Annotated in this window: 14 protein-coding genes and 5 tRNA genes; all 19 read left to right on the top strand. The window is 65.4% G+C overall.

Annotated features, from left to right (window positions below):
- Window positions 1–111 precede the first annotated feature (111 nt).
- The 19 genes from JRI60_RS32085 (at window position 112) to JRI60_RS31995 (ending at window position 17,291) form a co-directional block, all read left to right on the top strand.
- Window positions 112–184: transfer RNA gene (locus tag JRI60_RS32085), tRNA-Thr, on the top strand.
- A gap of 84 nt (window positions 185–268) precedes the next feature.
- Window positions 269–352, top strand: a tRNA-Tyr gene (locus tag JRI60_RS32080).
- An 8-nt stretch (window positions 353–360) separates the two neighbouring features.
- Window positions 361–436 (top strand) — tRNA-Gly (locus JRI60_RS32075).
- Window positions 437–458: 22 nt separating this feature from the next.
- Window positions 459–534, top strand: a tRNA-Thr gene (locus tag JRI60_RS32070).
- Window positions 535–551: 17 nt separating this feature from the next.
- Window positions 552–1,742, top strand: a complete 1,191-nt coding sequence (tuf, locus tag JRI60_RS32065; RefSeq protein ID WP_204219742.1) for an elongation factor Tu — start codon at window positions 552–554, stop codon at window positions 1,740–1,742.
- Window positions 1,743–1,840: 98 nt separating this feature from the next.
- The gene (gene rpmG / locus JRI60_RS32060; protein ID WP_108076707.1) at window positions 1,841–2,005 is read left to right on the top strand and encodes a 50S ribosomal protein L33; all 165 of its coding nucleotides are present in this window, start codon (window positions 1,841–1,843) and stop codon (window positions 2,003–2,005) included.
- Window positions 2,006–2,032: 27 nt separating this feature from the next.
- Window positions 2,033–2,108 (top strand) — tRNA-Trp (locus JRI60_RS32055).
- 88 nt (window positions 2,109–2,196) lie between these two features.
- Window positions 2,197–2,640, top strand: a complete 444-nt coding sequence (gene secE, locus JRI60_RS32050) for a preprotein translocase subunit SecE (RefSeq protein ID WP_204219741.1) — start codon at window positions 2,197–2,199, stop codon at window positions 2,638–2,640.
- Window positions 2,640–3,182, top strand: a complete 543-nt coding sequence (gene nusG, locus JRI60_RS32045) for a transcription termination/antitermination protein NusG (RefSeq protein WP_043392853.1) — start codon at window positions 2,640–2,642, stop codon at window positions 3,180–3,182. Before secE ends, nusG begins: the two co-directional genes overlap by 1 nt.
- 101 nt (window positions 3,183–3,283) lie before the next feature.
- Complete coding sequence (gene rplK, locus JRI60_RS32040; RefSeq protein WP_204219740.1) at window positions 3,284–3,727, top strand: 50S ribosomal protein L11; 444 nt, start codon at window positions 3,284–3,286, stop codon at window positions 3,725–3,727.
- A gap of 41 nt (window positions 3,728–3,768) precedes the next feature.
- Window positions 3,769–4,482: a 50S ribosomal protein L1 gene (gene rplA, locus JRI60_RS32035; RefSeq protein WP_204219739.1), complete on the top strand. Its 714-nt coding sequence runs from the start codon at window positions 3,769–3,771 to the stop codon at window positions 4,480–4,482.
- 418 nt (window positions 4,483–4,900) lie between these two features.
- Window positions 4,901–5,419, top strand: a complete 519-nt coding sequence (gene rplJ, locus JRI60_RS32030; protein ID WP_204219738.1) for a 50S ribosomal protein L10 — start codon at window positions 4,901–4,903, stop codon at window positions 5,417–5,419.
- A gap of 86 nt (window positions 5,420–5,505) precedes the next feature.
- A complete protein-coding gene (gene rplL / locus JRI60_RS32025; protein WP_204219737.1) occupies window positions 5,506–5,886 on the top strand; it encodes a 50S ribosomal protein L7/L12 in 381 nt (126 codons plus the stop codon).
- Between the two features lie 183 nt (window positions 5,887–6,069).
- Window positions 6,070–10,299, top strand: coding sequence for a DNA-directed RNA polymerase subunit beta (rpoB, locus tag JRI60_RS32020; RefSeq protein ID WP_204219736.1), 4,230 nt, complete (start codon window positions 6,070–6,072; stop codon window positions 10,297–10,299).
- Window positions 10,300–10,403: 104 nt separating this feature from the next.
- The gene (rpoC, locus tag JRI60_RS32015; RefSeq protein WP_204219735.1) at window positions 10,404–14,615 is read left to right on the top strand and encodes a DNA-directed RNA polymerase subunit beta'; all 4,212 of its coding nucleotides are present in this window, start codon (window positions 10,404–10,406) and stop codon (window positions 14,613–14,615) included.
- Between the two features lie 295 nt (window positions 14,616–14,910).
- On the top strand, window positions 14,911–15,255 hold the full coding sequence (locus tag JRI60_RS32010) for a phasin family protein (protein WP_204219734.1): 345 nt from the start codon (window positions 14,911–14,913) through the stop codon (window positions 15,253–15,255).
- A complete protein-coding gene (locus JRI60_RS32005; protein ID WP_204219733.1) occupies window positions 15,255–16,001 on the top strand; it encodes a lytic transglycosylase domain-containing protein in 747 nt (248 codons plus the stop codon). Before JRI60_RS32010 ends, JRI60_RS32005 begins: the two co-directional genes overlap by 1 nt.
- A gap of 104 nt (window positions 16,002–16,105) precedes the next feature.
- Entirely contained in the window at window positions 16,106–16,804 is a 699-nt protein-coding gene (locus JRI60_RS32000; RefSeq protein ID WP_204219732.1) for a hypothetical protein, read from the top strand.
- Window positions 16,805–16,823: 19 nt separating this feature from the next.
- Window positions 16,824–17,291 (top strand): social motility and stimulation tgl protein, encoded by a 468-nt coding sequence (locus tag JRI60_RS31995; protein WP_204219731.1) that lies wholly within the window; start codon window positions 16,824–16,826, stop codon window positions 17,289–17,291.
- Window positions 17,292–17,296: the final 5 nt, after the last annotated feature.

The following is a 17,296-nucleotide window of genomic DNA, read 5'->3' as shown; positions in this document are numbered from 1 at the left end:
CCTTGACTTGGACGGCGGGGACTTCTAAAAGGGCGCGCCTCGACGGGACGGGCGGTAGGCGGTCCCGGCGGTGGGAAGGGCGGGTCGGGGGACGCAGCCGGAGTGATGGACGCCGGTGTAGCTCAGTCGGTAGAGCAACTGATTTGTAATCAGTAGGTCGCGGGTTCAAGTCCCGCCGCCGGCCAAGCACGGGGCCGCGGATGAGGGCCCGGGGCAAAAAAGCAGTAGGAAGAAAGAGCGGTCTTGATGTAGTTGATGTGAGCGTCACGGAGGGGTACCCAAGTGGCCAAAGGGAGCAGACTGTAAATCTGCCGGCTCTACGCCTTCGTTGGTTCGAATCCAACCCCCTCCATCGGCATCGCGGGAATAGCTCAGTTGGTAGAGCGTCAGCCTTCCAAGCTGAATGTCGTGGGTTCGAGTCCCATTTCCCGCTCCAGTTGTTGTAGTCGCAGATACAAGCCCCGATAGCTCAGTTGGCAGAGCGCATCCTTGGTAAGGATGAGGTCACCAGTTCAATCCTGGTTCGGGGCTCCATTTTTTCGAGGAGCGTTATGTCCAAGGAAAAGTTCGAAAGAACTAAGCCGCACGTCAACATCGGCACCATCGGCCACGTTGACCACGGCAAGACCTCTCTGACGGCGGCCATCACCAAGGTGCTGGCGAAGACGGGCGGCGCGACGTTCCTCGCGTACGACCAGATCGACAAGGCCCCCGAGGAGCGCGAGCGCGGCATCACCATCTCCACGGCGCACGTGGAGTACCAGACGAAGAACCGTCACTACGCGCACGTCGACTGTCCGGGCCACGCCGACTACGTGAAGAACATGATCACGGGCGCGGCGCAGATGGACGGCGCCATCCTCGTGGTCTCGGCCGCCGACGGCCCGATGCCCCAGACGCGCGAGCACATCCTGCTCGCCCGCCAGGTGGGCGTGCCCTACATCGTGGTCTTCCTGAACAAGGTCGACATGCTGGACGACCCCGAGCTGCGTGAGCTCGTGGAGATGGAAGTCCGCGACCTGCTCAAGAAGTACGACTTCCCCGGCGACACCATCCCCATCGTCCCCGGCAGCGCTCTCAAGGCGCTCGAGGGTGACACCTCGGAGATCGGCGAGCAGGCCATCCTGAAGCTGATGGAGGCGGTGGACTCCTACATCCCGACCCCGCAGCGCGCCACGGACAAGCCCTTCCTGATGCCGGTGGAGGACGTGTTCTCCATCGCCGGCCGTGGAACGGTGGCCACCGGCCGCGTGGAGCGCGGCCGGGTGAAGGTGGGCGAGGAGATCGAGATCGTCGGTATCCGCCCCACGCAGAAGACGGTCGTCACGGGCGTGGAGATGTTCCGCAAGCTGCTGGACGAGGGCATGGCGGGCGACAACATCGGCGCGCTGCTCCGTGGTCTGAAGCGTGAGGACCTGGAGCGTGGTCAGGTGCTCGCCAAGCCGGGCTCCATCACCCCGCACACCAAGTTCAAGGCGCAGATCTACGTGCTCACGAAGGAAGAGGGTGGTCGTCACACCCCGTTCTTCAAGGGCTACCGGCCGCAGTTCTACTTCCGCACCACGGACGTGACGGGCACGGTGAAGCTGCCCGAGAACGTCGAAATGGTGATGCCGGGCGACAACATCGCCATCGAGGTGGAGCTGATCACCCCCGTGGCCATGGAGAAGGAGCTCCGCTTCGCCGTCCGCGAGGGCGGCCGCACCGTGGGCGCCGGCGTCGTGGCCGAGATCATCGCCTAGTTGGCTGGCGGGCCCTCGGGCCTGCCCCATCAGGTGGTTAACCCCGAGGGGGGAGCTGTGATAAGCAGCTTTCCCCTCGTGCCTATCGAGTTCAAGTCATGCCCAAGGGTAACCGCAGCATCATTTCGCTCGAGTGCACGGTGTGCAAGGAGCGGAACTACTACACGACCAAGAACAAGCGGAAGAGCCAGGACAAGCTCGAGCTGAGCAAGTTCTGCCCCCGCGACCGGAAGCATACCGTCCATAAGGAAGGTAAGGTCTAGTTCGGTTGTTGTGGTCGGGTGTTCTCTAGGCCAGTAGCTCCAACGGTAGAGCAGCGGTCTCCAAATCCGCGTGTTGGGGGTTCGAATCCCTCCTGGCCTGCCAGTCGTTGAGTTGCAGGGACCCTCGGTACCCACGTACCGGGGGTCCCTGTGTTTTCCGGGATCAGCTAGTACTCAGTCAGCGAGGTATCATGGCAGCGGCATCCGAAGCCAGCCAGCAGGCCAACCGTTCGGGCATGGACCCGAAGCGGCTGGTGGTCATCTTCTACCTCATCGCGGGTCTCATCTTCGCGCTCTTCCTCGAGCACGTCTGTGGCCTCATCTGGGGGCGTGCCGGCTGGAGCGACCCCACCGTCATCGAGGGCGTCGACTGGCAGGTCTCCACGCTGGTGGGCTTCCTGCTCGCCGCGGGCCTCGCCGTGGGCGCCTACCTGCACCCCAAGACCCATGGCCTCTCGCTCGAGGTTGCCTCGGAGCTGATGAAGGTCACCTGGCCCTCCTGGGCGGAGACCAAGGCGTCGACCATGGCGGTCATCGTCGCGTCGGTCGTGGCGGCCGTTCTCCTCTTCTTCATCGACACCCTCGCCTACAACCTTATGGTTGAGTGGATACCCGCCATCTGGGGGAAGCTGTAATGGCGATGAAATGGTACGTGGTCCACACCTACTCGAACTTCGAGAACCAGGCGAAGAAGAGCCTGGAGGAGCGGATCCGTCTCGAGGGGTTGCAGGACCTGTTCGGCGAAATCCTGATTCCCATGGAACAGGTCGTCGAGATGGTGAAGGGCGAGAAGAAGACGTCCCGGCGCAAGTTCTTTCCGGGCTACATCTTCGTGCAGATGGAGCTCAATGACCGCTCCTGGCACCTGGTGAAGAACACGCCGAAGATCACCGGTTTCCCCGGTGCGGCCCAGAACGAGCAGCCCACGCCTATCTCGGACAAGGAGGTGGCCCGGCTCACCTCGCAGATCTCCGAGGGCACGCTCAAGCCCAAGCCCAAGGTGCAGTTCTCCGACGGAGATACCGTCCGTGTGATCGACGGGCCGTTCGCCAACTTCAATGGCACGGTCGAGGAGGTCAACGCGGAGAAGGGTCGCGTGAAGGTGCTCGTGAGCATCTTCGGCCGCGCCACTCCGGTGGAGCTCGATTTCATGCAGGTGGAGAAGACCACCGGCTAGCAGTCTTCCCCGGTCCGTGAGGATCGGGGAGTCCCAGGGTGGGAGGGCCGCCCGTCAAGTGGCCCGTAGGAACCACCGTCTCGAAAGGCAGTCGTCAGCCGATGAAGAAGGTCACTGGACAGGTCAAGCTGCAGATTCCCGCCGGTAAGGCGAACCCCGCTCCTCCGATCGGCCCCGCGCTCGGTCAGCAGGGCGTGAACATCATGGAGTTCTGCAAGCAGTTCAACGCCAAGACCCAGGCGGAGGCCAAGGAGGGTCTGATCATCCCGGTGATCATCACCGTGTATCAGGATCGCTCCTTCACCTTCATCCTGAAGACGCCCCCCGCGGCCGTCCTCATCAAGAAGGCGGCGGGCCTGCACACCGAGAAGAAGAAGGGCTCGGGCGCCAAGAAGCCGGGCAAGGAGAAGGTGGGGCAGATCACTCAGAAGCAGCTCGAGGAGATCGCCAAGAAGAAGCTCGAGGACACGACGGCCGGATCGCTGGACGCCTGCAAGCGCACCATCGCTGGCACCGCGCGCTCCATGGGCATCGACGTCGTCTGATTCCTCCACCTCCCCACCCCTTCTAAAAGAGGATTTTCAACATGCCTCAGACCGGTAAGAAGTTCCGCGCCGCCGTTGCCAAGGTGGACCGCAACAAGCGTTACAGCGTCGCCGATGGCTTCCAGCTCCTGAAGGAGACCACGGGCCTGCGCGCCACGAAGTTCGATCAGACCGTCGAGGTCGCGCTCAACCTGGGCGTGGACCCGAAGCACGCGGACCAGATGGTCCGTGGCGCCGTGGTTCTTCCCCACGGTACGGGTGCCACGGTGCGCGTGGCCGTGTTCGCCAAGGGCGAGCGCGCCACCGAGGCCGAGACCGCCGGTGCCGACGTGGTCGGCGGCGACGAGCTGGCCAAGCGCATCGAGGGCGGCTTCCTCGAGTTCGACACCGTCATCGCCACCCCGGACATGATGGGCGTGGTCGGCCGGCTCGGTAAGGTGCTCGGTCCCCGCGGCCTCATGCCCAACCCGAAGGTCGGCACGGTGACCATGGACGTCGCCAAGGCCGTCCGCGATGCCAAGGGCGGTAAGGTCGAGTTCCGCGCCGAGAAGGCCGGCATCATCCACGCCAAGCTCGGCAAGGCCTCCTTCACCCCGGAGAAGCTCCAGGAGAACTTCAACACCCTGGTGGACCTGGTGATGAAGCTCAAGCCGGCCACCGCCAAGGGCGTCTACCTCAAGGGCGTGGCCATCTCCGCCACCATGAGCCCGGGCATCAAGATCGACACCACCGAAATCCTCGCCCGCCACCGGTAGTCAGGAGTAGGGCAGGGGAGTCGTCGGTTCATGACGGGGCGGGCAGCCTCACGGTACGAGGCCCGCCCCGTCGTTTTTTTGACGCCGGTTGTCGAAATTCGCTGGACCTTTCGCGAAGCCGCGGGTATAGCGCCCCGGCTTTTGCAATTGAGGCGCCATGTCGATGAGACCGGGCGCTTCAACATCCCTGGTCCCAGACAGCAGGGACCCCGGGTAGGACTCGTGCCCTCCGTTGGCAACCGGACAACCGGTCGGAGACACGGGCACTCCCCAGGGTTCAAACGACTCGAAAGGTCGCCCTGCCGAGACTGGAGGTGCGGTGTGGTGCCTCTCGGGGCTCCTTACTCGCTCTGCCACTTGCGTGGCCCAGGTAATCCAGCCCGCCTTCGGGTGGGTGTCGTAAGGGAGGTGAAACCAAGTGATCAAGAGCGAGAAGGAAGAACTGATCAAGGAACTCAACGAGAAGTTTTCGCGGGCTCAGACCGCGATCGTCGCTGAGTTCTCCAAGCTGAACGTGGAGACGGTCACCAAGCTGCGCAAGAAGTTCCGCGACGGCAAGGTGGACTACAAGGTCCTGAAGAACACGCTGGCCAAGCGCGCCGCGAAGGGTACCCCGGTGGAGGTCATCGCCGAGGACTTCGTGGGTCCCGTGGCCATCGCCATCAGCTACGACGATGTCGTGGCCCCGGCGAAGATCCTCACGGACTTCATCAAGGATCTCGAGTCCATCAAGGTCCGCAGCGCGTCCGTGCAGGGCCGTCGCGTCGACGTCGAGGGTGTCAAGGCCCTGGCGAAGATGCCCGGTCTGCCCGAGCTCCGCGCCCAGCTGCTGGGCATGCTCAACCAGCCTGCCGGCAAGCTCGTTCGCACCATCGCGGCCCCCGGCTCCCAGCTGGCCCGCGTGCTCCAGGCGAACGTGGACAAGCAGCCCAAGTAACCGAACCGAGAAGCATTCCCACCGCAAACCTCTGGCCCCTTGCTTCCTTCATGGAAGTGGGCCGTTAGAAAACGAAGGACATCGAAATGCCTGCTGATCTGAACGCGATTGTTGACCAGCTCTCCACCCTGACGGTGATGGAGGCCGCCGAGCTCGTGAAGCAGCTCGAGAACAAGTGGGGCGTGTCCGCCGCCGCCGTTGCCGTGGCCGCTGGCCCCGCCGCTGGTGGCGCCGCCGCCGCCCCGGTCGAGGAGAAGACGGAGTTCACCGTGGTTCTGGCCGACGCCGGCGCCAACAAGATCAACGTCATCAAGGAGATCCGCGCGATCACCGGCCTGGGCCTGAAGGAGGCCAAGGACCTGGTCGAGGGCGCTCCCAAGACCGTCAAGGAGGGCGTCAACAAGGACGACGCCAAGAAGATCAAGGACCAGCTCACCGCGGCTGGCGCCAAGGTCGACGTCAAGTAATTTGTTGTTTTCAGGTAGGCGCCGGGTTTCGGGAAATTCCCGACGCTTCCTGACCGGATGAGCAGGCCGGCGTGCCCGGAAGGGGTGCGCCGGCTTTGCCCTTTCCGTATCTCTAAATTTCCCGCTGCCGCTGCGCGTTACCCAATCTCGCCCCGCCACGAGATTGCTCGCCCCGGAGTTCGAATGCCGACGCAGATCCAGAACAACTTCCGAGTGCGGAAGACCTTCGCGAAGATCGCGAAGACCATCGACATTCCCAACCTCATCAACATCCAGAAGCAGTCCTACGAGAAGTTCCTCCAGGCCGACATCCCGCCGGAGAAGCGTGAGGACATTGGGCTTCAGGGGGTCTTCAAGTCGGTATTCCCGATCCGTGACTTCAACGAGACGTCCTCGCTGGAGTTCGTCAGCTATCACCTCGAGAAGCCCAAGTACGACGTCGACGAGTGCCACCAGCGTGGGATGACCTACTCGGCTCCCATCAAGGTCGTCGTGCGCCTGGTCGTGTGGGACAAGGACGAGGAGACGGGCGCCCAGTCCATCCGCGACGTGAAGGAGCAGGAGGTCTACTTCGGGGAAATCCCGTTGATGACCCAGAACGGCACCTTCATCATCAACGGTACCGAGCGCGTGGTGGTCAGCCAGCTGCACCGCAGCCCGGGTGCCTTCTTCGACCACGACAAGGGCAAGAGCCACTCGTCTGGCAAGCTGCTCTACAACGCCCGCATCATCCCGTACCGCGGCTCGTGGATCGACTTCGAGTTCGACCACAAGGACCTGCTGTACGTGCGCATCGACCGGCGCCGCAAGCTGCCGGCCACGGTGCTCATCCGCGCCCTGGGTGCGGTGGCCGACACCGCCAAGAAGAACCCGCTGGAGTTCCGCGGCTCCACCGAGGAGATCCTCAACTACTACTACGCGACGGAGACCATCTACCTCCAGAGCAACACCGACTTCGAGAAGTCGGTGGAGCTGGAGCTGTTGCCCGGTCAGCGCGCCACGCGCGACATCAAGACCAAGACGGGCGACGTCATCGTCAAGAAGAACCGCAAGTTCACCCGCGCCGCCATCAAGAAGCTCGAGGCGGCCAAGATGAAGACGCTCCCCATCGACGCGGACGAGCTCTTCACCAAGGTGTCCGCCTACGACGTGGTGGACGAGAACACCGGCGAGGTCATCCTCGAGTGCAACGAGGAGGTCTCCCAGGACAAGGTCGACGAGCTCCTCAAGCGCGACATCAAGGAGTTCAAGGTCCTCTTCATCGACAACCTCAACGTGGGTCCCTACCTGCGTGAGACGTTGATGATGGACAAGATCGAGTCCCCCGAGCAGGCGATCATGGAGATCTACCGCCGCCTGCGCCCGGGTGATCCGCCCACGCCGGAGACGGCCACCAACCTCTTCAGCAACCTGTTCTTCAACCCCGAGCGCTACGACCTGTCCAAGGTCGGCCGCCTCAAGCTGAACTTCAAGTTCGGCCTCGAGGAGCCGCTCGACGGGCAGATCCTCACCAAGCGCGACATCCTCGAGGTCATCCGCTACCTGGTGGACCTCAAGAACGGCAAGGGTGTGATCGACGACATCGATCACCTCGGCAACCGTCGTGTGCGCGCGGTGGGCGAGCTGCTGGAGAACCAGTACCGCATCGGTCTGGTGCGCATGGAGCGGGCGATCAAGGAGCGCATGAGCCTCCAGGAGATCGAGACGCTCATGCCGCACGATCTGATCAACGCCAAGCCCGTGACGGCCGTCATCAAGGAGTTCTTCGGGTCCAGCCAGCTGTCGCAGTTCATGGACCAGACGAACCCCCTGTCCGAGGTGACGCACAAGCGTCGTCTGTCCGCCCTCGGGCCCGGCGGCCTCACCCGCGAGCGCGCGGGCTTCGAGGTGCGCGACGTGCACCCGACGCACTACGGCCGCATCTGCCCCATCGAGACGCCGGAAGGTCCGAACATCGGCCTCATCGCGTCGCTGTCCACCTACGCCCGCGTCAACGAGTTCGGCTTCGTCGAGACGCCGTACAAGAAGGTGGAGGCCGGCGCGGTGACCGGTGACGTGGCCTTCTACTCCGCCCTCGAGGAGGAGAAGCACACGATCGCCCAGGCCAACGCCGAGACGGACAAGAAGGGCAAGTTCGTCAACGCGCTCGTGTCCGCCCGCCGCGGCGGCGAGTTCGTCCAGGCCAAGGCCGAGGACATCGACCTGATGGACGTGTCCCCGAACCAGCTGGTGTCCGTGGCCGCCTCGCTCATCCCGTTCCTCGAGAACGACGACGCGAACCGCGCGCTCATGGGCTCCAACATGCAGCGCCAGGCCGTGCCGCTGCTGCGCACCGCCGCCCCGCTCGTGGGCACCGGTATCGAGGCGATCGTCGCCCGCGACTCCGGCGTCACCTGCGTGGCCCGGCGCGACGGCATCGTCGAGAGCGTGGACGCCAGCCGCATCGTGGTGAAGGCCGACTCCGCCACGGGCGCGTTCGACATCTCCAGCGAGGTCGACATCTACAACCTCCTGAAGTACCAGCGCTCCAACCAGAACACGTGCCTCAACCAGAAGCCCATCGTCCGCAAGGGCGACCGGGTGCGGAAGGGTGACGTGATCGCCGACGGTCCCGCGACCGAGACCGGCGAGCTCGCGCTGGGTCAGAACGTCGTCGTCGCGTTCATGCCGTGGCAGGGCTACAACTTCGAGGACTCCATCCTCATCTCCGAGCGCATCCTCAAGGAGGACGTCTTCACGTCCATCCACATCGAGGAGTTCGAGTGCATCGCGCGCGACACCAAGCTCGGCAAGGAGGAGATCACCCGCGACATCCCGAACGTGGGTGAGGAGGCCCTCAAGGACCTCGACGAGAGCGGCATCATCCGCATCGGCGCCGAGGTGAAGCCCGGCGACGTGCTGGTGGGCAAGATTACTCCGAAGGGCGAGACCCAGCTCTCCCCCGAGGAGAAGCTGCTGCGCGCCATCTTCGGTGAGAAGGCCGGCGACGTGCGCGACAGCTCGCTGCGCGTGCCCCCCGGCGTGGTGGGCACCGTCATCAACGCCAAGGTGTTCAGCCGCAAGGGCGTCGAGAAGGACGAGCGCGCCAAGCAGATCGAGTCCATGGAGGAGGCCAAGCTCCTCAAGGACCAGAACGACGAGATCAAGGTCCTGCGCGACAGCGCCTACAGCCGCCTGCGCATCATGCTCCGTGGCAAGGAGATCCAGGGCAAGCTCGTGGACGACAAGGGCCGCATCCTCCTGAAGAAGGGGGACATCGTCTCCGACGAGCTGCTGGCCACCGTCCCGTACAAGTACTGGACGGAGATCTCCGTTGGCGATCCGCTCGACGGCAAGCTGCGCGACATCCTCCGCAACCTGGAGGAGACCACCGAGGCCGTGAAGCTGGCCTTCGGCGAGAAGATCGCCCGCATCAAGAAGGGCGACGAGCTCCCGCCGGGCGTCATCAAGATGGTGAAGGTGTACGTCGCCATCAAGCGCAAGCTGGCCGTGGGCGACAAGATGGCCGGCCGCCACGGTAACAAGGGTGTCGTGTCCCGCGTCCTCCCCGAGGAGGACCTGCCGTTCCTCGAGGACGGTCGTCCCGTGGACATCGTGCTCAACCCGCTGGGCGTGCCCTCGCGCATGAACATCGGGCAGATCCTCGAGACGCACCTGGGCTGGGCCGCCAAGGGCGTGGGCGAGCAGCTGCAGCGCTACATCGACGAGAACTACAGCGGCGAGAACCTCAAGAAGCAGCTGAAGACCGTCTACGACGACAAGGCCTTCGGCGACTTCGTGGACGGCCTGTCCGACGACGAGGTCAAGAGCCTCTGCTACCGCCTGAAGAAGGGCATCCATGTCGCCACGCCGGTGTTCGACGGCGCGCGCGAGACGGAGATCCACACCCTCTTCGACGAGGCGCGGCTGCCGCGCACCGGCCAGATGGTGCTCTTCGACGGCCGCACCGGTGAGCCGTTCGACCAGAACGTCACCGTGGGCGTCATGTACATGCTCAAGCTCCACCACCTGGTGGACGAGAAGATCCACGCTCGTTCCATCGGACCCTACTCGCTCGTCACGCAGCAGCCCCTGGGCGGCAAGGCCCAGTTCGGCGGCCAGCGTCTGGGAGAGATGGAAGTGTGGGCGATGGAGGCCTACGGCGCGGCGTACACGCTCCAGGAGTTCCTCACCGTCAAGTCCGACGACGTGGTGGGCCGTACGCGCATGTACGAGGCCATCGTCAAGGGCGACAACGTCCTCGAGTCCGGCCTGCCCGAGTCCTTCAACGTGCTCCTCAAGGAGCTCCAGTCGCTCGCGCTCGACGTCGAGCTGCTGGAGAGCGCCCCGCCCGAGCGCCAGCGCTCGTTCGGTGGTGACTTCGGTGGTGGCGGCGACGGCGAGGACCGCGTGAAGACCGGTACCGAGGCCTAGTCCAGCGTGCCTGTCCCCCGGCGCCCGCTCCCTGAGCGGGCGGGCGCTGGCGGTCAGGCGAAACGAATTCGCGCTCAGGCGCTCAGAAGAAATTCGGAGGCAACGTGAAGGACATTTTCAACTTCTTCGAGAAGCCGAAGGATCCGCTCTCGTTCAACGCCATCCGCATCGCGTTGGCGTCGCCGGACAAGATCCGCCAGTGGTCCCATGGCGAGGTGAAGAAGCCCGAGACGATCAACTACCGCACCTTCAAGCCGGAGCGGGACGGGTTGTTCTGCGCCCGCATCTTCGGCCCGGTGAAGGACTACGAGTGCAACTGCGGCAAGTACAAGCGCATGAAGCACCGTGGCGTCGTGTGCGAGAAGTGCGGCGTGGAGGTCATCCAGTCCAAGGTGCGTCGTGAGCGCCTGGGCCACATCACGCTCGCCACGCCCGTGGCGCACATCTGGTTCCTCAAGTCGCTGCCCTCGCGCATCGGCAACCTGCTCGACATCACGCTCAAGGAGCTCGAGAAGGTCCTGTACTGCGAGAGCTACATCATCATCGACCCCAAGGCGACGCCCCTGCAGAAGGGCGAGCTCGTCAGCGAGGAGAAGCTCCACCGGCTCTACGAGGAGCACGGTGAGGACTCCTTCTCCGCCGGCATGGGCGGCGAGGCCGTCCGCGAGCTGCTGCGCTCCATCGACGTCGTGAGGCTGTCCGAGGATCTCCGCCGCGACATGCGCGAGACCAACTCGGAGGCCAAGAAGAAGAAGTACGCCAAGCGTCTCAAGGTCGCCGAGGCCTTCCGCATGTCCGGCAACAAGCCGGACTGGATGATGCTCGACGTCATCCCGGTCATCCCGCCCGACCTGCGTCCGCTCGTCCCCCTGGACGGTGGCCGCTTCGCGACGTCCGACCTCAACGACCTGTACCGCCGCGTCATCAACCGCAACAACCGTCTCAAGCGGCTGCAGGAGCTCAACGCTCCGGACATCATCATCCGCAACGAGAAGCGGATGCTCCAGGAGGCCGTCGACGCGCTGTTCGACAACGGCCGCCGCGGCAAGACGATCACCGGCCCCAACAAGCGGCCGCTGAAGTCCCTGTCCGACATGCTCAAGGGCAAGCAGGGCCGGTTCCGTCAGAACCTGCTCGGCAAGCGCGTGGACTACTCCGGCCGTTCCGTGATCGTGGTCGGTCCCGAGCTGCGCCTGCACCAGTGCGGCCTGCCGAAGATCATGGCGCTCGAGCTCTTCAAGCCGTTCATCTACAACAAGCTCGAGGAGAAGGGGTACGTCACCACCATCAAGAGCGCCAAGAAGATGGTGGAGAAGGAGCGTCCCGAGGTCTGGGACATCCTCGAGGACGTCATCCGTGAGCACCCGGTCCTCCTGAACCGCGCGCCCACCCTGCACCGCCTCGGCATGCAGGCCTTCGAGCCCGTGCTCATCGAGGGCAAGGCCATCCAGCTCCACCCGCTGGTGTGCGCCGCCTTCAACGCCGACTTCGACGGCGACCAGATGGCCGTCCACGTGCCGCTCTCCATCGAGGCTCAGATGGAGGCCCGCGTGCTGATGATGTCCACCAACAACATCCTCAGCCCCGCGCACGGCAAGCCCATCATCGTCCCCACCCAGGACATGGTGCTCGGCATCTACTACATGACGCGCGCCCGTGAGTTCGCCCACGGCGAGGGTCGCGTGTTCTCGTCCCCGGACGAGGTGCGCGCCGCCTACGACCATGGCGAGGTGCACCTGCAGGCCAAGGTCGTCTGCCGCATCGACGGCAAGCGCAAGGAGACCACTGTCGGCCGCGTCCTCCTCTGGGACATCGTGCCGCGCAAGGTGGGCTTCGACGCCATCAACAAGGTGCTCGACAAGAAGTCGCTCGGTGGCCTCATCGACCTCTGCTACCGCCTCACCGGCGAGAAGGAGACGGTGCTGCTGGCCGATCGCATCCGGTCGCTCGGCTACACCAACGCCACCAAGGCCGGTATCTCCATCGCCCTGAAGGACATGATCATTCCTGCCAAGAAGCAGGAGTTCCTGGACTTCGCGCGCAAGGAGGTCGCGGAGATCGAGAACCAGTACCTCGAGGGTCTCATCACCGACGGCGAGCGCTACAACAAGGTCATCGATATCTGGGCGGAGATCACCGAGAAGGTGGCCGCCGAGATGATGCAGCAGATCTCCCAGGACGAGGCCGTGGGCGAGAAGGACGGCAAGCGCGAGGTGCGCAAGCAGCCGTCGTTCAACCCCATCTACATCATGGCCGACTCCGGAGCCCGCGGCAGCGCCCAGCAGATCCGCCAGCTGGCGGGTATGCGCGGCCTGATGGCCAAGCCCTCCGGCGAAATCATCGAGACGCCCATCACGGCCAACTTCCGTGAAGGCCTCTCCGTGCTCCAGTACTTCATCTCCACCCACGGCGCTCGTAAGGGTCTGGCGGACACGGCCCTCAAGACGGCCAACTCCGGTTACCTCACCCGCCGTCTCGTCGACGTGGCCCAGGACGCCATCATCAACGAGTACGACTGCGGCACCATGGACGGTCTGTTCATCGGCGCCCTGGTCGAGGGCGGTGAGATCATCGAGGCGCTCGGCGAGCGCATCCTCGGCCGCGTGGCCCTGGATGACATCCTCGATCCGGTCACCAACGACGTGCTGGTGCGCGCCAACGAGGAGATCGACGAGGATCGCGTCAAGCGCATCGAGAACAGCGGTCTGGACAAGGTGAAGATCCGCTCGGTGCTCACCTGCCAGGCCAAGCGCGGCATCTGCGTGGAGTGCTACGGCCGTGATCTGGCCCGTGGCCGCAAGGTGTCCGTGGGCGAGGCCGTCGGCGTCATCGCGGCGCAGTCCATCGGCGAGCCGGGTACCCAGCTCACGATGCGCACCTTCCACATCGGTGGTGCGGCGACGCGGCGCGCCGAGCAGTCCAGCCTCGAGAACCGCAACGCGGGCGTGGTGAAGTTCGCCGGCCTGAACACGGTTCAGAAGAAGGACGGCAGCCTCGTGGCCATGAACCGCAACGGCGAGATCGTCATCGTCGACGAGAGCGGCCGTGAGCGCGAGCGCTACCAGGTCATCTACGGCGCCCGCATCCTCGTGAAGGAGGGCCAGAAGCTCGAGGCCGGCACCCTGCTGGCCGAGTGGGATCCGTTCGCCATCCCGCTGCTCACCGAGGTGGGCGGTGTCGTGCGCTTCGAGGACATCATCGAAGGCGTCACGATGAACGAGTCGCTGGACGAGGTGACCGGCCTCAGCCGCAAGACGGTCGTCGAGTCCAAGGACCCCGAGGCCCGTCCGCGCATCACCATCCGCGACGAGGAGGGCAACATCAAGGACCTGGTGTCCTCCAAGGCCCAGGCGAGCTACTTCCTCCCGCAGGGCTCCATCATCACCGTCAACGACGGCGATGAGATCCACGCGGGTGAGGTCATCGCCAAGGTGCCTCGCGAGACCACGAAGACCAAGGACATCACGGGCGGTCTGCCCCGCGTGGCCGAGCTCTTCGAGGCGCGCAAGCCCAAGGACGCCGCGGCCATCGCCGAGATCGACGGCGTGGTCTCCTTCGGCAAGGACACCAAGGGCAAGCGCAAGCTCATCCTCACCCCCGAGGTGGGCGGCGAGCTGCGCACCGACCTGGCCAAGGAGTACCTGATCTCCAAGGGCAAGAACATCAGCGTGCACGCCGGCGACCGCGTCAAGGCCGGCGAGGCGCTGATGGATGGCTCGGCCAACCCGCACGACATCCTCAAGGTGCTCGGCGAGAAGGCGCTCGCGGGCTACCTGGTGGATGAGGTGCAGGAGGTCTACCGGCTGCAGGGCGTGAAGATCAACGACAAGCACATCGAGGTGATCGTCCGGCAGATGCTCCGCCGCGTGCGCGTCACCGACGTGGGCGACACCAGCTTCCTCGTCGACGAGCAGGTCGAGAAGTGGGTGTTCGAGGAGGAGAACGAGAAGGTCATGGCCAAGGCCCAGCGTCCCGCCGTCGGCGAGCCGCTGCTCCTCGGCATCACCAAGGCGTCTCTGTCCACCGAGTCGTTCATCTCGGCGTCCTCCTTCCAGGAGACCACCAAGGTGCTCACCGAGGCCGCCATCAACGGCAAGGTGGACTACCTGCGCGGCCTCAAGGAGAACGTCATCATGGGCCGCCTCATCCCCGCCGGTACGGGTCTGCCCAACTACAAGTACCTCGACATCGAGGTGGAGAGCCCGGCCGACGAAATCTCCGAGATGGAGGCCGCCCTGGCCGCCACCCACGGCGAGGACGTCGCTCCGCCCCCGGCTCCCACCGGCAGCCGGACCGAGACCAGCGGCGCTGCCTAGTCCGCACCCCGGGTCCTGATGTCCCACACCGCCACTCCGGCTTCCGGGGTGGCGGTTTTTCTTTTTTCAGTTCTTTACGGCTTCACAGCTTGACGGGTGGTGTGGCGGTAAACTATCCGGGGAGGACCTTGGAGCTCGACCCGAAGTCTTCCGGGCGAGCATCTAGCAGTGGACGCAGGAGCAGGCGGGCGAGCGTGGAGGGCGTTTCCTTCGACTAGGGGGCGTGATTACCTCGGTAGTCCCAACCCCCGCCGTTCGGGCCCCAGGTCCGGGTGGCCGTGCTGGAGAGTGTTTCATGGACAAGCAGGAGACCCCGCAGAAGCATCCGCTGGCGGAGACGTTCGAGCGGGTGTGGAGCCAGGCCTTGCTGGCCGTGTCCACCGCCGAGGAGGAGGCCGCTCGCACCGTGCAGCGCGTGGCCGGGCTGGCCGGTTGGAGCCCCGAGGAGATGATCCGCCAGGCGCGGCTCCTCACGGAGCGGTTGGCGGGCCAGCGCAAGGACCTCGAGCACAACGTGGAAGAGGGTGTCCGGCGCGCCCTGGTGCACTTCAAGATTCCGCGGCGGGACGAGATGCAGGACATCGAGGCGCGGCTGATCCGACTGGCCGAACGCATCGAAGCGCTGGGGCAGCGCAAGTGATGGGGTCCTCCTCCGGCCCGTCAGGGCGGCGCGGGGAGGGGTTGTTCCGCTGGCTGCACGCGCTCGGTTCCGGGTGTGGAAAGCTCCCCCTGGTAGCGGGTCTGGCCCTGGTGCTGTCCGCCCGGGCGGTGCCCCTGTTCGCCCCGCCCGACGTGCCGCTCGCGGTCGAGCCCTCGCGCTTCGAGGCGGCTTCCCCCGACGCGGCGCTGATCGACGCGGTGCTGACCAAGCGGGCCCCGGAGCTGGGTCTCACCCTCCGTCAGCAGATCGTCCACGCCATCGCCGAGGAGTCCGGCCAGGCGGGGTATGACCCGCTGCTGATCCTCGCCATCATCGACGTGGAGTCGGACTTCACCGAGGAGGCCATCTCCGACAAGGGCGCGCGCGGGCTGATGCAGATCAAGCCCAGCACGCTGCACTTCCTCGCCGAGAAGCAGGGGCTGCGCCTGTCTCGCGAGGAGGTGGCCGCGGATCCGGCGCTCGGAGTGCGTCTGGGCATCCGCTACCTGCGGGAGCTCAACGACCGCTTCGGCGACCTGGACCTGGCGCTCATGGCCTACAACGCCGGCCCCACCCGCATCTGGCAGGCCAAGAAGGCCGGTGAGCTGGACACCTTCCGCCGCTATCCCCGCGCCGTCCGCCGTGATTTCAGGCGCTTCCGGGAAGGGGAGGGGTTGGGCGGAGATTGGGCTCTGGCCCAGCGAGAGGGTCTGGAGAAGAGCCCCGAGCAGAAGGCGGCTCCCTGAGGAAGCGGGCGGCTGAATTTCACGGCCGCCCCTCCGGTCTCCCGTGCGCGCGCTTGTCCACCCCTGGCGGGTGCGCTATCGCTCTGAACCGGAGGAGTCCCCCCATGCGCCGATCCACCCTCGCTCTCGCCCTCACGGCCCTGCTTCCCGCCTCGGCCCTCGCCGGCTCGGTGTTCCTCAACGGCGTCCGCATCGACGGCGTGACGAACCAGAAGTTCGAGAAGCCCACCTCCGTCCGCATCGACGAGAAGGGGGACGTCCACATCGAGGCGCCCGGCTACGCCGTCAAGCTGGTGAACGCCCCTCCGTCCACGCCCGCTCCGGCGGCCACTCCGGCTCCGTCTCCAGCGGCCCCGGCTACCGCGCCCGCTCCGGCCCCCGCGCCCGCTCCGGCCATCGCGCCCGCGGCCACCCCGGCTCCGGCTTCCCCTGCCGCCCCGGCTCGCATCACCCGCCGCTACTGGCTCGCCACGGAGCAGTCCGTCCCGGGTATGACGGAGTACGACATCGACCTGTACATCAACTCCCGGTGGGTGCGGAAGCTGCGCAACAACGAGGACCAGGTCATCACGGAGATCACCCGGAGCCTGCTGCCGGGGAAGAACACGGTGCTGCTCATGGCCCATAAAGTGGCGGGCAGCTCGCGCAGGAGCCAATCTGCCCAGCACGTCTTCAAGGTCATCATCGGCGAGGGCAACGAGGGCGGGGGCAACGTGATGATCGACAACCCGCTCATCCGCTTCCAGCGCACCGCGGCGGACGCGGAGGACGTATCCGAGGAGTTCACCCTCACCACGCGGTAGCGCGGGGGTCGCGCCCAACGTGTTCTCCATCGACGAGAGGTTCCGAGGCCTGCCGGCCAACCGCGAGCAGGTCCTGTCGCTGTACCAGTCCATCAACTCGCCGCACCTGGCCATCCCCGGCAAGCCGGCGGGCCCGGCGCAGGCCTTCGTGCTGGGGCTGCGCGGCTCGGGTGGCTTCGCCGTCTTCATCTACCTGTACCTGTCCGAGGCCCAGGACTGCGCGGTGTACGTGCCCGGCCGGCGCGCCGCGAGCCAGGAGGACTACCAGCAGGACGAGGCCGCGGCGCTCGGCTTCGTGGAGTCCATGGGCTTCATGATGGACAACGCCAACTTCCGTGGCCTGCCCGCGGCGCACCAGGACGAGCTGCTGAAAACATTGCCCGTCTTCTACAAGGACCCCAAGCTGGTCCCGGGTGCCTCCAGGAGCCGCGCCGAGGAGAAGCGAAACGCCTCGACGAACCTGGGCCGGCTGCTGTCCTCCTTCTGACCCTC

The organism is Archangium violaceum (genome assembly GCF_016887565.1).
Classification (GTDB): Bacteria; Myxococcota; Myxococcia; order Myxococcales; family Myxococcaceae; genus Archangium; species Archangium violaceum_B.
Note: the sequence above shows the minus strand (reverse complement) of the source record. Positions and strands in the feature narration are given on the sequence as shown.

Coding starts and splice junctions, on each gene's coding strand:
- rplK (WP_204219740.1), top strand. CDS start 3,284: ATGAAGAAGGTCACTGGACAGGTCAAGCTGCAGATTCCCGCCGGTAAG.
- rpoB (WP_204219736.1), top strand. CDS start 6,070: ATGCCGACGCAGATCCAGAACAACTTCCGAGTGCGGAAGACCTTCGCG.
- JRI60_RS32010 (WP_204219734.1), top strand. CDS start 14,911: ATGGACAAGCAGGAGACCCCGCAGAAGCATCCGCTGGCGGAGACGTTC.
- nusG (WP_043392853.1), top strand. CDS start 2,640: ATGGCGATGAAATGGTACGTGGTCCACACCTACTCGAACTTCGAGAAC.
- tuf (WP_204219742.1), top strand. CDS start 552: ATGTCCAAGGAAAAGTTCGAAAGAACTAAGCCGCACGTCAACATCGGC.
- JRI60_RS32000 (WP_204219732.1), top strand. CDS start 16,106: ATGCGCCGATCCACCCTCGCTCTCGCCCTCACGGCCCTGCTTCCCGCC.
- rplA (WP_204219739.1), top strand. CDS start 3,769: ATGCCTCAGACCGGTAAGAAGTTCCGCGCCGCCGTTGCCAAGGTGGAC.
- rplL (WP_204219737.1), top strand. CDS start 5,506: ATGCCTGCTGATCTGAACGCGATTGTTGACCAGCTCTCCACCCTGACG.
- JRI60_RS32005 (WP_204219733.1), top strand. CDS start 15,255: ATGGGGTCCTCCTCCGGCCCGTCAGGGCGGCGCGGGGAGGGGTTGTTC.
- secE (WP_204219741.1), top strand. CDS start 2,197: ATGGCAGCGGCATCCGAAGCCAGCCAGCAGGCCAACCGTTCGGGCATG.
- rpmG (WP_108076707.1), top strand. CDS start 1,841: ATGCCCAAGGGTAACCGCAGCATCATTTCGCTCGAGTGCACGGTGTGC.